We start from the raw sequence: 14,913 nt of genomic DNA, 5'->3' as shown, positions 1-14,913 counted from the left end.
CTAAGGCGTTTCACCGGGGGCGGCAGGGGGAGCGCGACGGCCGTGACCGTCGTCGATCCGCCGGCGTGCCGAACATCGACACCGCGCGGCACAGCCGCGACAATACGCGTCTCTTCCTGCTTTCGTCATCGAGGTGCCCGTGTCCGCCAAGTCGTCCGTTGCTCCCGCGATCGTCTGGTTCCGCGACGATCTGCGCGTGACCGATCAGCCCGCGCTGACGCGCGCGGTGGCGTCGGGCCGGCCGCTCGTATGCGTATTCGTCGACGACACGGGCGCCGCCGCCGGGCGCGCGCCCGGCGGCGCGGCGCGCTGGTGGCTGCACGGGTCGCTGGCCGGGCTCGACGCGGCGCTTGCGCGTCATGGCGGCCGCCTGCTGCTGTTGCGCGGCGACGCGCCGCGCGAGATCGAACGCGTCGTGCACGACACGGGTGCGCAAGCGGTGTACTGGAACCGTCGTTATGCGCAACCGCAGCGCGACGCCGACGCGGCGCTGAAGGCGTCGCTCAAGGCGCGCGGCGTCACGGTCGAGAGCAGCAACGGCAGCCTGTTGAACGAGCCGTGGGAGGTGCTCACGGGCAGCGGCGGGCCGTACCAGGTGTTCACCGCGTACTGGCGCGCGGCACGCCGCGATCGCGCGGTGGCCGCGCCGCTGCCCGAGCCGGAACGGATCGGGTTTCATCGCTGGCCGAAGGCCGTGAGCGACCGCGCGCTGGCGCTCGATGCGCTGGCGTTGCGTCCGTCGGCGCCGGATTGGGCCGGCGGCCTGCGCGACGCGTGGCCCGCGCCCGACGAAGGCGGCGCGCACGCGCAGCTCGACGCGTTTCTGACGACGTCGCTCGCCGATTACGCGGATGCGCGCGACCGTCCCGACCGGCCCGCGACGAGCCGGCTGTCGCCGTTCCTGCGCTTCGGCAACGTGTCGCCGCGACAGGTGTGGCACGCGGTGCAGGGCGCCGCGCAGGCCGGCGGCGCGGCATGCGCGGCGGGCGCCGACAAGTTCCTGAGCGAACTCGGCTGGCGTGAATTCAGCTACACGCTGCTGTACCACTTTCCGGCACTCGCGACCGACAATTTCCGCGCGCAGTTCGATGCGATGCCGTGGCGCGACGATCCCGCCGCGCTGCGCGCGTGGCAGCGCGGGCTGACCGGCTATCCGCTCGTCGATGCGGGCTTGCGCGAGCTGTGGACGACCGGCTGGATGCACAACCGCGTGCGGATGGTCGTCGCGTCGTTCCTGATCAAGCATCTGCTGATCGACTGGCGCGCGGGCGAAGCGTGGTTCTGGGACACGCTGGTCGACGCCGATCCCGCGAACAACGCGGCGAGCTGGCAGTGGGTGGCCGGCTGCGGTGCCGACGCCGCGCCGTATTTCCGCATCTTCAATCCGGTCGCGCAGGGGCGGAAGTTCGACCCGGACGGCGCGTACGTGCGGCGCTGGGTGCCCGAGCTGACCGGCCTCGACGCCGCATCGATCCACGCGCCGTGGGAGGCCTCGCCGCTGGAGCTCGAAGCGGCCGGCGTGCGGCTCGGCGTCGACTATCCGGAGCCGCTCGTCGAGCATGCAGCGGCGCGTGCCCGCGCGCTCGATGCACTGGCCGCATTGCCGAAGCGCCGCTGAACGCCCGCCCCCGGGTTGCCGCGTCAATTGCAGAACGCGACGTGTTCGAGCAGCGCGTACGCGACGCCCGAATCGAAGTAGGCCGCGCCGCACCACGCGACGAACGCAAGCGTGCCGGCGGCCAGTGCCGCGCGGATCATGCCCACGCCGCGTTGCCCGCTGCCGGACGCGCGACGCGCGCGTCGTTGATCGGCAGGTGCAGCAGCGCCGCGAGTACGCCGAGCGCGATCGAGCCGATCCACAGCGGCATGTACGAATGCGTCGCGTCGTACACGAGCGCACCGAGCCACACACCGAAGAAGCTGCCGAGCTGGTGCCCGAAGAACACGAAGCCGAACAGCGTCGCGATGTAGCGCACGCCGAACACCTGCGAGATCACGCCGTTCGTCAGCGGCACGGTGCCGAGCCACGTGAACCCCATGACCGCCGCGAACACGTAGACGCTCGCGGGCGACAGCGGCACGATGACGAACACGGCCATCGTGAGCGCACGCACGAGGTACAGCACCGACAGCACGTACTTGCGCCGCAGCAGCCCGCCGAGATGGCCGCACGCATAGGTGCCGGCCACGTTGGTCAGCGCGATCAGCGCGAGCGCGACGCTCGCGTGGCGAGCCGGCAGCCCGTGATCCAGCAGGTACGCGGGAAGATGCGTCGCGATGAAGGCGAGCTGGAAGCCGCACGCGAAGAAACCCGCGTTCAGCAGCCAGAAGCCGCGATGCGCGAACGCCTCGCGCACGGCTTCGCCGATCGACTGGTCGGGGCCGGCGGCGGCGCCGGCAATCTGCGCGGGCCGGTCGCGCAGCAGCACGGCGAGCGGCGCGAGCACCACCGCGACGAGCGCCAGTGCGACGAACGCATGCCGCCAGCCGATGCCGCCGATCAGTTCCTGCGCGACGGGCACCATGCAGAACTGGCCGAGCCCGCCGATCGCGCCTGCGACGCCGAGCGCCCAGCCGCGCCGGTCGGGTGGGAACAGGCGGCTCAGCGCGCCGTAGATCGATGCGAACGCCGAGCCCGACAGCGCGATGCCGATCACGAGCCCGGCACCGACCGTGAACATGCCGGTCGTCGCCGCATGCGCCATCGTGACGAGCCCAGCCGCATAGAGCAGCATCCCGGCGACGATCACGCGCAGCGACCCGAAACGATCGGCGATCATGCCCGTGAACGGCTGCGCGACGCCCCAGATCAGGTTCTGCAACGCCAGTGCGAGCCCGAACGCTTCGCGTGACCAGCCGTGGTCGAGCGACACCGGCGCGAGGAACAGGCCCTGCACGTGGCGGATGCCGAGCGCGGCGCCCATGATCAGGCCGCCGGCCAGTACGGGCAGCCAGCGGCGGCGGACTTCGTGCTCGATCGGGGTCATGCGTGTCTCCGGAAGGGGGCGCGGCAAAACGGCCGCGCTCGATCCGATTAGACGATCGGGCCCGTCGACCCTCAAGCGATCATTCGGTCAGGTTGGTATGCGTGTGGGGAATGCGACGAAGGGCGCGGGGATCGGGCGGGCCCGGCCGTGGCCGGCGGCATTCGCTGAACCGGCTCAGGCTCCGGCTCAGGCTCCGGCCTATGCCGACGCCGTATCGTGCGCACGCATCGCGGTATCGCATTCGGCTGCTTCGGCGAGCATCCAGTCGCGGACCTCGGCGACTTCGCGGCGCGGTGCCGGATCGTGCTGGAACAGCCAGTAGCCGTAAGCCTCCGACAGCGCCTGCGTGTGCGGCCCGAGCACCGCGAGCCGCCCGTCCGCGAGCATCGGCGCGACGAGCGCGAGCCGCCCGAGCGCGACGCCCTGGCCCGCGATCGCGGCCTGGATCACCTGGTCGTACTGGTTGAAGCGGAGTACGCCTTTCGGGCGCGCGTCGCCGAGCCCGGCCGCGAGCAGGTGCGTGCGCCATTGCAGTTGCGGCTGCGGCGGCCCGTCGAATTCGAGCAGGACGTGGTCGGCGATCGCGGCCGCGTTCGTGACGGGCCGTGCGGCGAGCGCGGGATGGGCGACCGGCACGACGATCTCGTCGAACAGGTGCAGCGCGCCGGCCGGCGCGCGCTCGCGCGGGCAATAGCGGACGCCGAGGTCGATGCCTTCGGCGCGCAAATCGAGTACCTTGTCGTTCGCGGCGACGCGCAGGTCGATCTCCGGCAGGCGCGCCTGCAGCCGCCCGAGCCGCGGCAGCAACCACAGCGCGGTGACGCCGATGCTCGCGGTGATCGTGACGGGCTGGCGCTCGCGTGCGGCGGCGAGCGACGCGACGGTGTCCTGCAGGCTGTGCAGGGCCGCATCGGCGACACGAAACAGCCGCTCGCCTTCCGGCGTGAACGTGATCTTCCGGTAGCCGCGCTGCAGCAGCGCGACGCCGAGATGCGCTTCGAGCGCGTGCACCTGGCGGCTGACCGCCGATTGCGTGACGCACAGATCCTGCGCGGCGAGCGTGATGCTCATGCGGCGGCCGACGGCGACGAAACCGCGGACGAGGTCGAGCGACGGGAGGCGGACGAGTGGCGTTGACATGCGCGTGACTCATGCGAACGGAGCAGCAAGATTGGTTGAGAACGCGGGGCGCGTCAAGTTCAATGGAGGCTGGCGCGGGGAGTGCGGGGCTGACCGCGAAGCATGGGGTTCGGGTAAGCGCTGAAGCGCTAACCGGGATCGACCGCGAAGCATGGGTTCCGAGTAAGCGCTGAAGCGCCAACCCGGACCGACCGCGAAGCATGGGGGCCGAGTAAACGCTGAGGCGCTAACTCGGACCGACCGCGAAGCATGGGGCCCGAGTAAGCGCTAAAGCGCCAACTCGGACCGACCGCGAAGCATGGGGTCCGAGTAAGCGCTAAAGCGCTAACTCGGACCGACCGCGAAGCATGGGGTCCGAGTAAGCGCTAAAGCGCTAACTCGGACCGACAGGAGACTCGATGACGATTTCGAACGAGAGCAGCGGGACGACGCAGGGCAGCCGTGCGGCAGGCGCATTGCCGCCCGAGCCCGTGACGCTGCGCGCGGCCGACGGCTATGAATTGCGCGGCCATGTGTGGCGCCATCGCGGCGGCAGTGCCGCGCGGCCCGTGACGGTCATCAATTGCGCGACGTCGGTGCGTTGCGACTACTACTTTCGTTTCGCGGCCTGGTTGTTTTCACAGGGGCGCGACGTGCTCGTCTACGACTATCGCGGCATCGGCGGGTCGCGCCCGGCGCAGCTCGCGAAGCTGCGCGCGAACTGGCTCGACTGGGGGCGGCTCGATTGCGACGCCGCGCTGCAGTACGCGCGCGACGCGTTTCCGGGCCAGCCGATCGACGTGGTCGCGCACAGCATCGGCGGGTTCGCGCTCGGGCTCGCGGCATCGAACGCTCACGTGCGGCACGCGGTGACGGTCGGCGCGCAGTACGCGTACTGGCGCGATTACCTGCCGGCCGAACGGCGGCGCATGTGGTGGAAGTGGCACGTTGCGATGCCGCTGCTCGCGGCCGTGTTCGGCTACGTGCCCGCGAAGCGGCTCGGCTGGATGGAGGACACGCCGCGCGGCGTCGCGTTGTCGTGGGTGCGCTCGCAGGCCCGCTTCGAGGATGGTTATACGCGCGGCCTGCTCGCCGAACCCGTCGCAAGCCGCGTCGCGTTGCCCACCCGCTTCGCGGGACTGTCGGCGCCGATGCTCGCGATCGGCCTCGACGACGACGGGTTCGGCACGGTCGAGGCGATCGAGCGGCTGGTCGGCTACTACACGGGCAGCGACGTCACGCATCTGCGGATCGCACCGGCCGACATCGGCGTCGAGGCGATCGGCCATTTCGCGTTTTTCCACAGCCGCTTCACCGACACGCTGTGGCCGCTCGCGTTGTACTGGCTGCAGCACGGCGTGCTGCCGGCCGATGCGCCGGGTCACGTGCATGCGCTTCACCCGGCGTCGCGCGGGCGAGGGACGGGCAGCGGCGTGCCGGGCGTCGCCGCGAACGGGTGAGGCGCGGCGGCTGCCCGGTGCGTCGCGGGCATGGCGTGCTGCCGTGCGCGGCCTTCGCATGCGGCTCATGAAGCCGCTCCGATTCGATGCGGCCGCGGCGAGTCGCACCCGGGCCGGTTCATATGCCGGCGCGATCGATTAACATCGGGCGTTTCCTTTCACGGCACAGGCTGCTGCGCACCGATGTCCATTCCGTCCGATTCCGCCTCTCCGGCCGACACCGCCCGCGCATGGCGCGTGCACGCGCTCGATGTGCCGCCCGCCGCTGCACGCGCGGGTGTGCGGGTCGCGCGTATCGATTTCGACTGGAGCGTGCCGCTCGCGTCGCCGGCCTATGCGGCGCTGAGCGATGACGAGCGCGCGCGCGCCGCGCGCTTCATGCGTCACGAGGATGCGGTGCGCAGTGCCGCGACGCGTGCCGCGCTGCGCGACGTGCTCGGCGCGGCCCTCGGTGTCGCGCCGCATGCGGTCGCGATCGTCGTCGACGCATCGGGGCGGCCGTCGCCGGCCCCCGCGCATCGGACGTCACTCGATTTCAACGTGTCGCATGCGGGCGATCATGCCTTGCTCGCGTGGGCGCCCGCAGGTCGTGTCGGTGTCGATATCGAGTGCTGCGACCGCGCGGCCGACTGGCGTGCGCTGACACGCGAAGTCTGCGCGCCTGTCGAGGCTGCGTGGCTCGACAGCGTGTCGCCCGCCGCGCGCGCGGCGGCGTTCATGCGCGTGTGGGCGGCGAAGGAAGCGCTGCTCAAGGCGCTCGGCACCGGCATCGTCGGCGGGTTGCGAGCGTTCGCGGTCGTGCCGCCGCGCGATGTCGCGACCCCTGCGACGAAGATCGTCGAACCGGCCGCGCCCGCCGCCGGTGTCGCGGCGTTCGACGCGGCGTGGCTCGACGCGGCGCCCGGCTACGCGGCGTGCATCGCGTGGACGCGTGCGTGAGCCGGCGTCAGCGCGCGGCGCTCATTCGAGCGGCGCGTCGTTCGGTGCCGCGTAGCGCGCCTTGATCACGTCGCTCATCGGGAAGTCGAACGCGAGCCCCTTCGGCGGCACCGGCTTCATGAACCACCTGTCGTACAGCGCATCGATCTCGCCGCGCTTCATCGACTGCACGAGCACGCCGTCGACGAGCGCCTTGAACTGCGGATCGTCCTTGCGCAGCATGAACCCGTAGGCCTCCGACGACTGCGGCGTGCCGACGATCTGCCAGTCGGCCGGTTTCGCGGCGAGCTGGCGCACGCCCGCGAGCAGCACGTCGTCCATCATGTACGCGGCCGCGCGGCCCGATTCGAGCGTGAGGCGTCCTTCGCCGTAGTCCTTCGCGCTGATGATCTGCATGTTCATCTTCCTTTCCTCGTTCATCCTGCGCAGCAGGCGCTCGGACGTCGTGCCCTGGTTCGTCACGACCGTCTTGCCGGCGAGGTCGGGGAAGTCGCGGATGCCCGCGCTCGTGCGCGTGAGCAGGCGCGTCGTCGCGACGAAGAAGGTGGTCGAGAACGCGACCTGCGCGTGGCGCGCGGCGAGGTTCGTGGTGACGCCGCATTCGAGATCGACGGTGCCGTTCTGCACGAGCGGGATGCGGTTCTGCGACGTGACGGGGATGAAGCGCACCTGCAGGTCGGGCTTGCCGATGCGTGCCTTCACGGCGGCGATCACGCGGTCGCACAGATCCTGCGAGAAGCCGATGACCTTGCCGCTCGCGTCGACGTAGGAGAACGGCACCGACGTTTCGCGGTGGCCGATCGAGATCAGGTTGCTTTGCCGGATCTTCTCGAGCGTGCCGGAGAGCGGCTCCGCGGCGAACGACGCGCCGCTTGCGAATGCGCACGCGGCGAAGAGCAGGGGGCGGCCGAACCGGGCAATGAACCGGGCAATGAACCGGGCGATGAACCGGGCGATGAAACGGGGCGGGAAGGGCATGACGGGCTCCGTGGCGAGTGGTGATTCGTATGTTGCCAAAGACAAAATAATCGCAACATATGTTAAGAGCCGGATCCCGCCGATCGCTCCGGCGGGCCGCACCGGGCATCAGGGAAACTCCCAAGTCGAAATCGGTGAAAAACGGGTTGTCTAGACAAGTTCAGGTGGCTACACTTCAAACCACTCCGAACTTGTCTAGACAGGATTGCTCACATGATTACGTTGACCCCCGGCCACCTGACCCTCCCGCAACTGCGCCAGATCGCACGCGAATCCGTGCAGCTCGCGCTCGACCCGGCCAGCTTCGCGAAGATCGACGCCGGCGCGAAGGCCGTCGCCGACATCGCCGCGAAGGGCGAGCCGGCCTACGGCATCAACACGGGCTTCGGCCGCCTGGCGAGCACGCACATCCCGCACGACCAGCTCGAACTGCTGCAGAAGAACCTCGTGCTGTCGCACGCGGTCGGCGTCGGCGAGCCGATGGCACGTTCGTCGGTGCGCCTGCTGATGGCGCTGAAGCTGTCGAGCCTCGGCCGCGGCCACTCGGGCATCCGCCGCGAAGTGATGGACGCGCTGATCAAGCTGTTCAACGCGGACGTGCTGCCGCTGATCCCGGTGAAGGGCTCGGTCGGCGCATCGGGCGACCTCGCGCCGCTCGCGCACATGTCGGCCGTGCTGCTGGGCGTCGGCGAAGTGTTCATCCGCGGCGAGCGCGCGAGCGCGCTCGACGGCCTGCGCGTCGCGGGCCTCGCGCCGCTGACGCTGCAGGCGAAGGAAGGCCTCGCGCTGCTGAACGGCACGCAGGCATCCACCGCGCTCGCGCTCGACAACATGTTCGCGATCGAAGACCTGTACCGCACCGCGCTCGTCGCGGGCGCGCTGTCGGTCGACGCGGCTGCCGGCTCGGTGAAGCCGTTCGACGCACGCATTCATGAACTGCGCGGCCATCAAGGCCAGATCGACGCGGCAGCGTCGTATCGCGACCTGCTCGAAGGCTCGCCGATCAACCAGTCGCACCGCGATTGCGACAAGGTGCAGGACCCGTACAGCCTGCGCTGCCAGCCGCAGGTGATGGGCGCGTGCCTGGACCAGATGCGTCACGCGGCCGACGTGCTGCTGATCGAAGCGAACGCCGTGTCGGACAACCCGCTGATCTTCCCGGATACCGGCGAAGTGCTGTCGGGCGGCAACTTCCACGCCGAGCCCGTCGCGTTCGCGGCCGACAACCTCGCACTGGCCGCATCGGAAATCGGCGCACTGGCCGAACGCCGCATCGCGCTGCTGATCGACGCGACGCTGTCGGGCCTGCCCCCGTTCCTCGTGCGGGACGGCGGCGTGAACTCGGGCTTCATGATCGCCCACGTGACGGCCGCCGCACTCGCATCGGAAAACAAGACGCTCGCGCACCCGGCGTCGGTCGACTCGCTGCCGACCTCGGCGAACCAGGAAGACCACGTGTCGATGGCGACGTTCGCCGCACGCAAGCTCGCCGACATCGCGGACAACACGAAGCACATCCTCGCGATCGAACTGCTGGCCGCCGCGCAAGGCGTCGACCTGCGCGCGCCGCACCACACGAGCCCGAAGCTCGCGCCGGTGATGGAAACGATCCGCAGCAAGGTCGCGCACTACGAGCTCGACCACTACTTCGCACCGGACATCGCGGTGATCGCGAAGCTGGTCGGCGAGCGTGCGTTCGCGAAGGTCGCGCCGTTCTCGTTCGCGTCGGAACAGTAAGCCCATGAGCGCGCCGGTCTACCAGGAGATCAAGGATTTCATCCTGGCCCGCATCCACGCCGGCGAGTGGGAGGAGGGCGACCAGGTGCCGTCCGAGAACGAGCTGGCGCGCGAGTTCAAGGTGGCGCGCATGACCGTCAACCGCGCGCTGCGCGAGTTGACGGCCGAGCAGGTGCTCACGCGCATGAAGGGCGCGGGCACCTACGTCGCGCGGCCGAAGTACGAGTCGACGCTGGTGGCGATCCGCAGCATCTCGGAGGAGGTCGGCGCGCGCGGGCATGCGTATCGCGCGAGCGTGCTCGGCCTCGACACGATCCGCGCCGACGAGGTGCTCGCCGACGAGATGCAGGTGGCCGTGCGCACGAAGCTGTTTCATTCGCAGGTGCTGCACTTCGAGAACGACGAGCCGGTGCAGCTCGAAGAGCGGTGGGTGAATCCGGCGGTCGCGCCGGATTACGCCGAGCAGGATTTCACGAACACGACGCCGAACCTGTACCTGATGCGCGCGGCTCCGCTGCAGCGCGTCGAGTACCGGATCGAAGCGGGGGCCCCGGCGCCGGAGCGGCGCGAGCAGCTGCGGATGGACGACGTCGAGCCGTGTCTGGTTTTACATCGGCGCACCTGGTCGCAGGGCGTCGTCGCCTCGGTGGCGAATCTGTGGCATCCCGGCAGCCGTTATCGCTTCACCGGGCATTTCTGATTCCTATTTGATATTCATTTCCTTCGGGAGCAGTCGTCATGAACCATCCGAAACACATCGATCCCCGTCTCGATCCGACGCGCACGATCCGCGCGCCGCGCGGCAGCGAGAAGGTCTGCAAGACCTGGCTGGCCGAAGCGGCCTACCGGATGATCCAGAACAATCTCGACCCGGAAGTCGCCGAGCATCCGCATGCGCTCGTCGTGTACGGCGGCATCGGCCGTGCGGCGCGCAACTGGGAATGCTACGACCAGATCCTCGCGTCGCTGAAGGATCTCGAGGAAAACGAAACGCTGCTGATCCAGTCGGGCAAGCCGGTCGGTGTGTTCCGCACGCACAAGGATGCGCCGCGCGTGCTGCTGGCGAACTCGAACCTCGTGCCGCACTGGGCGAACTGGGATCACTTCCACGAGCTCGACCGCAAGGGCCTGATGATGTACGGCCAGATGACGGCCGGCAGCTGGATCTACATCGGCAGCCAGGGCATCGTGCAGGGCACCTATGAAACGTTCTTCTCGGTCGCGAACCAGCACTTCAACGGCGATCCGTCGGGCCGCTGGATCCTGACGGGCGGCCTCGGCGGCATGGGCGGCGCGCAGCCGCTGGCCGCGACGATGGCCGGCTTCTCGATGATCGCGGTCGAATGCGACGAGACGCGCATCGACTTCCGCCTGAAGACGCGCTACGTCGACAAGAAGGCGACGACGCTCGACGAGGCGCTCGGCATGATCGAGGAAGCGAAGCGCACCGGCAAGCCGGTGTCGGTCGGCCTGCTCGGCAATGCGGCCGACGTGTTCGCGGAGCTCGTCACGCGCGGCATCACGCCGGATTGCGTGACCGACCAGACGAGCGCGCACGACCCGATCAACGGCTACCTGCCGCAAGGCTGGACCGTCGCGCAATGGCGCGAAGCGCAGAAGGTCGATCCGCAGAGCATCGTGAAGGTCGCGAAGCAGTCGATGGCCGTCCAGGTGCGCGCGATGCTGGCGCTGCAGGAGCGCGGCGCGGCGACGCTCGACTACGGCAACAACATCCGCCAGATGGCGCTCGAAATGGGTGTCGAGAACGCGTTCGACTTCCCGGGCTTCGTGCCGGCCTATATCCGCCCGCTGTTCTGCGAAGGCAAGGGCCCGTTCCGCTGGGTCGCGCTGTCGGGCGATCCGGAAGACATCTACAAGACCGACCAGAAGGTGAAGGAGCTGATCCCCGACGATCCGCACCTGCACAACTGGCTCGACATGGCACGTGAGCGCATCGCGTTCCAGGGCCTGCCGGCGCGGATCTGCTGGGTCGGCGTGAAGGATCGCTATCGCCTCGGCCAGGCGTTCAACGAGATGGTGAAGAACGGCGAACTGAAGGCCCCGATCGTGATCGGCCGCGACCACCTCGACACCGGTTCGGTCGCGAGCCCGAACCGCGAGACGGAATCGATGAAGGACGGTTCGGACGCCGTGAGCGACTGGCCGCTGCTGAACGCGCTGCTGAACACCGCGGGCGGCGCATCGTGGGTGTCGCTGCACCATGGCGGCGGCGTCGGCATGGGCTTCTCGCAGCACTCGGGCGTCGTGATCGTCGCCGACGGTACCGCCGAAGCGCACGAGCGTCTCGGCCGCGTGCTGCTGAACGACCCGGCGACGGGCGTGATGCGCCATGCGGATGCCGGTTACGAACTCGCGCAGCAGACGGCCCGCGAAGCCGGCCTGAAGCTGCCGATGCTCGGCCGCTGAGCATGACGGCGCTCGATCAGGCGCCGGTGAACGCGACGATGATGCGCGCAGCGGATCTCGTCGCGTCGCCATGGAAGAACGGCGGCGGCGTGACGCGCGAGATCGCGGCGTTTTCCCCCAAGGAGACTTCCTTGGGGGCGCCGCCGGGCGCCGCGCTCGACGCGTTCGCGTGGCGCGTGAGCGTCGCGGACGTCGGCACGGACGGCCCGTTCTCGCGTTTCGACGGCGTCGACCGCACGCTCGTGCTGCTGTCCGGCGCAGGCATGACGCTCGCCGAGGAAGGCGGCGCACGCCACGTGCTCGACGCACCGCTGGCCCGCGCGGATTTCGCGGGCGAGGCGGCGATCGACGCGACGCTGCACGACGGCGCGACGCGCGACTTCAACCTGATGACGCGCCGTTCGGCCGCGCGCGGCACGCTCGACGTGTGGCGCGCAGGCGCGCACCGCATCGGGCATGCCGATACCGTGCTGTTGTTTTGCGCGGCCGGCGAGGTCGCCGTTGAAATCGACGGCACGCGCTACACACTGGAAGAAATGGACACGTTGCGGCTCGACGGGCCGCGGCGTGCGTTTGACGTCGTCGTGAGCGGTAGCGGCGCGTTGCTCGCCGTGTCGCTCGCCATCGGCGAACGAGACTGAACGCATGAAACCGACTGTCTGGCATCACCTGAGGCTGTGTCCGCACGGCCATCCCGACGAGACGATCGACGACGCGGCGATCGCCGTCGACGAAACCGGCACGATCGTCTGGCTCGGCGCGATGTCCGCGCTGCCGCACGGTTATGCGCATTGGCGGCGCGAGGACCTGCACGGCGCGTGGGTGACGCCGGGCCTCGTCGACTGCCATACGCACCTCGTGTACGGCGGCACGCGTGCCGACGAATTCGCGCAGCGCCTCGCGGGCGTCAGCTACGAGGAGATTGCGCGGCAGGGCGGCGGGATCGTGTCGACGGTGCGCGCGACGCGCGCGGCCGACGAGACGACGCTGTTCGTGCAGGCCGCCGCGCGGCTGCAGCCGCTGCTGGCCGAAGGCGTGACCGCGATCGAGATCAAGTCGGGCTACGGGCTCGACCTCGCGAGCGAACGCAAGATGCTGCGCGTCGCGCGCCAGCTCGGCGAGCGTTTCCCGGTCACGGTCTACACGACCTTTCTCGGCGCGCATGCGCTGCCGCCGGAATACGCGGGCCGCGCGGACGACTACATCGACGAAGTGTGCAACCGGATGCTGCCGGCGCTGGCCGACGAGGGGCTCATCGACGCAGTCGACGTGTTCTGCGAACGCATCGGCTTTTCGCTCGCCCAGACCGAGCGCGTGTTCGAAGCCGCGACGCGGCGCGGGCTGCCGGTGAAGCTGCATGCGGAGCAACTGTCGAACGCGGGTGGCACGGCGCTCGCCGCCCGCTATCGGGCACTGTCCGCCGACCACCTCGAATTTCTCGACGAAGCCGGCATCGAGGCGATGAAGGCGGCCGGCACGGTCGCCGTGCTGCTGCCGGGCGCGTATTACTTCATCCGCGAGACGCAACTGCCGCCGATCGAGCTGCTGCGCAAGCACGGCGTGCCGATCGCGCTCGCGACCGATCACAACCCCGGCACGTCGCCGCTCGAATCGCTGCTGCTGACGTTGAACATGGGCTGCACGCTGTTCCGCATGACGGTGCCCGAAGTGCTGCAGGGCGTGACGCGCCACGCGGCCGCGGCGCTCGGCCGCGCGGATCGCCACGGCGCGCTCGAGGTCGGTCGCCAGGCCGACTTCGCCGCATGGTCGGTCGGCTCGCTGGCGGAGCTCGCCTACTGGATCGGCCGGCCGCTGTGCGAGCAGGTCGTACGCGGCGGCACGACCGTGTTTCGCCGGATGAATGGATAGATAGCCTTATGACCGACACCCTGTTGTTCGCCGACCATGCGTACCTGCCCGACGGCTGGCGCCGTAACGTGCTGCTGCGCTGGGACGCGGCCGGCACGCTGACCGGCGTGACGCCCGACACCGACGCCCCGGCAGGCGTCGCGCATGCGGCCGGGCCGGTGCTGCCCGGCATGCCGAACCTGCATTCGCACGCGTTCCAGCGCGCGATGGCGGGGCTCACCGAATACCGCGCGAATCCGGCCGACAGCTTCTGGAGCTGGCGCGACCTGATGTACCGCTTCGCGCTGAAGATCACGCCCGACGCGCTCGCCGCGATCGCGCGCTGGCTGTACGTCGAGATGCTCAAGTGCGGTTATACGTCGGTGTGCGAATTCCACTACGTGCATCACGCGCAGGACGGCTCGCGTTATCCGCAGATCGCGGAACTCGGCACGCGCGTGGTCGACGCCGCGCGCTCGGCCGGCATCGGCATCACGATGCTGCCCGTGTCGTACCAGTTCGCCGGCTTCGGCAACAAACCGCCGCGCGACGACCAGCGCCGCTTCATCAATACGCCCGACGGCCTGCTCGAGCTGCTCGACGCGATGCGTCGCGCGGCGCCGGAGCACGGCGGGCTGCGCTACGGCGTCGCGCCGCACTCGCTGCGGGCGGTGTCCGAGAACGGGTTGCGCGTGCTGCTCGACGGGCTGCCCGACGACGCGCCCGTGCATATCCATATCGCCGAGCAGACGGCCGAAGTCGACGACTGCGTGCGTGCCTACGGCGCGCGCCCCGTGCAATGGCTGCTCGATCGCTTCGATGTCGACGCACGCTGGTGTCTCGTGCACGCGACGCACGTCGACGCGGCCGAAACGGCCGCGCTCGCGCGGCGTCGCGCGGTCGCCGGCCTGTGCCTGACGACCGAGGCGAACCTCGGCGACGGCGTGTTCCCGGCCGTCGACTATCTCGCGCAAGGCGGCGTGATCGGTGTCGGCTCGGACAGCCACGCGTCGGTCGACTGGCGTGCCGAGCTGCGCCTGCTCGAATACGGGCAACGGCTCGTGCACCGCGCGCGCAACGTGCTGGCGAGCGACACGCAGGCACATGTCGCCGATCGCCTGTTCGACGCGTCGCTCGCGGGCGGCGCGCAGGCCAGCGGGCGGCGCGTCGGCGCGCTGCGCGAAGGGTGCCGCGCCGACTGGCTCGTGCTCGATCCCGATCATCCGGCGATCGCCGAACACGACAGCACGTCGTGGTTGTCGGGTATCGTGTTCGCGGAGCACGGCGAGACGCCGGTGCTCGACGTCTACACGGGCGGCGAGCGCGTCGTGAGCGGCCGCCGCCATCGCGACGAAACCGTCGCGTATGCCGACTACCGCGCCGCGCTGGCGCAACTGCTGCGCTGACGCGCGGCAACC

General features: G+C 69.8%; 12 protein-coding genes. 9 read left to right on the top strand and 3 right to left on the bottom strand.

The window, feature by feature from the left end; all coding sequences use genetic code 11:
* Positions 1-139 precede the first annotated feature (139 nt).
* On the top strand, positions 140-1,618 hold the full coding sequence (locus AB3K92_RS34280) for a deoxyribodipyrimidine photo-lyase (protein WP_059486467.1): 1,479 nt from the start codon (positions 140-142) through the stop codon (positions 1,616-1,618).
* Between the two features lie 136 nt (positions 1,619-1,754).
* On the opposite strand, the gene AB3K92_RS34275 is transcribed toward AB3K92_RS34280, so the two are convergent.
* Both AB3K92_RS34275 and AB3K92_RS34270 read right to left on the bottom strand, forming a co-directional pair.
* Complete coding sequence (locus tag AB3K92_RS34275; RefSeq protein ID WP_369466665.1) at positions 1,755-2,987, bottom strand: MFS transporter; 1,233 nt, start codon at positions 2,985-2,987, stop codon at positions 1,755-1,757.
* 198 nt (positions 2,988-3,185) lie between these two features.
* Entirely contained in the window at positions 3,186-4,127 is a 942-nt protein-coding gene (locus tag AB3K92_RS34270) for a LysR substrate-binding domain-containing protein (RefSeq protein ID WP_369466664.1), read from the bottom strand.
* 398 nt (positions 4,128-4,525) lie between these two features.
* Between AB3K92_RS34270 and AB3K92_RS34265 the strand changes: the two genes are divergently transcribed.
* Together AB3K92_RS34265 and AB3K92_RS34260 are read left to right on the top strand one after the other, a co-directional pair.
* A complete protein-coding gene (locus AB3K92_RS34265; protein ID WP_369466663.1) occupies positions 4,526-5,566 on the top strand; it encodes an alpha/beta fold hydrolase in 1,041 nt (346 codons plus the stop codon).
* Between the two features lie 183 nt (positions 5,567-5,749).
* Positions 5,750-6,505, top strand: coding sequence for a 4'-phosphopantetheinyl transferase superfamily protein (locus tag AB3K92_RS34260; RefSeq protein WP_369466662.1), 756 nt, complete (start codon positions 5,750-5,752; stop codon positions 6,503-6,505).
* Positions 6,506-6,526: 21 nt separating this feature from the next.
* Here the strand turns inward: AB3K92_RS34260 and AB3K92_RS34255 are convergent, their stop codons facing one another.
* Positions 6,527-7,483 (bottom strand): glutamate/aspartate ABC transporter substrate-binding protein, encoded by a 957-nt coding sequence (locus tag AB3K92_RS34255; protein ID WP_369466661.1) that lies wholly within the window; start codon positions 7,481-7,483, stop codon positions 6,527-6,529.
* Between the two features lie 213 nt (positions 7,484-7,696).
* Between AB3K92_RS34255 and hutH the strand changes: the two genes are divergently transcribed.
* From hutH to AB3K92_RS34225, 6 genes are read left to right on the top strand one after another with little or no spacing between them, the layout of a single operon-like run.
* A complete protein-coding gene (gene hutH, locus AB3K92_RS34250; RefSeq protein WP_059486414.1) occupies positions 7,697-9,220 on the top strand; it encodes a histidine ammonia-lyase in 1,524 nt (507 codons plus the stop codon).
* Between the two features lie 4 nt (positions 9,221-9,224).
* On the top strand, positions 9,225-9,920 hold the full coding sequence (gene hutC / locus AB3K92_RS34245; protein ID WP_369466660.1) for a histidine utilization repressor: 696 nt from the start codon (positions 9,225-9,227) through the stop codon (positions 9,918-9,920).
* 38 nt (positions 9,921-9,958) lie between these two features.
* Positions 9,959-11,647 carry a urocanate hydratase gene (hutU, locus tag AB3K92_RS34240; RefSeq protein WP_027786936.1) on the top strand — a complete coding sequence of 563 codons (1,689 nt, stop codon included), beginning with the start codon at positions 9,959-9,961 and terminating at the stop codon, positions 11,645-11,647.
* Positions 11,648-11,649: 2 nt separating this feature from the next.
* Positions 11,650-12,288, top strand: a complete 639-nt coding sequence (locus AB3K92_RS34235) for a HutD family protein (protein ID WP_369466659.1) — start codon at positions 11,650-11,652, stop codon at positions 12,286-12,288.
* A gap of 4 nt (positions 12,289-12,292) precedes the next feature.
* Positions 12,293-13,516, top strand: a complete 1,224-nt coding sequence (gene hutI, locus AB3K92_RS34230; RefSeq protein WP_060157272.1) for an imidazolonepropionase — start codon at positions 12,293-12,295, stop codon at positions 13,514-13,516.
* Positions 13,517-13,524: 8 nt separating this feature from the next.
* Positions 13,525-14,901 (top strand): formimidoylglutamate deiminase, encoded by a 1,377-nt coding sequence (locus AB3K92_RS34225; protein ID WP_059675840.1) that lies wholly within the window; start codon positions 13,525-13,527, stop codon positions 14,899-14,901.
* Positions 14,902-14,913 lie beyond the last annotated feature (12 nt).

Source organism: Burkholderia sp. Bmkn7 (genome assembly GCF_041103175.1).
GTDB lineage: Bacteria > Pseudomonadota > Gammaproteobacteria > Burkholderiales > Burkholderiaceae > Burkholderia > Burkholderia cepacia.
The sequence above is the reverse complement of the archived record's forward strand: the minus strand, read 5'-3'. Positions and strand labels throughout refer to the sequence as shown.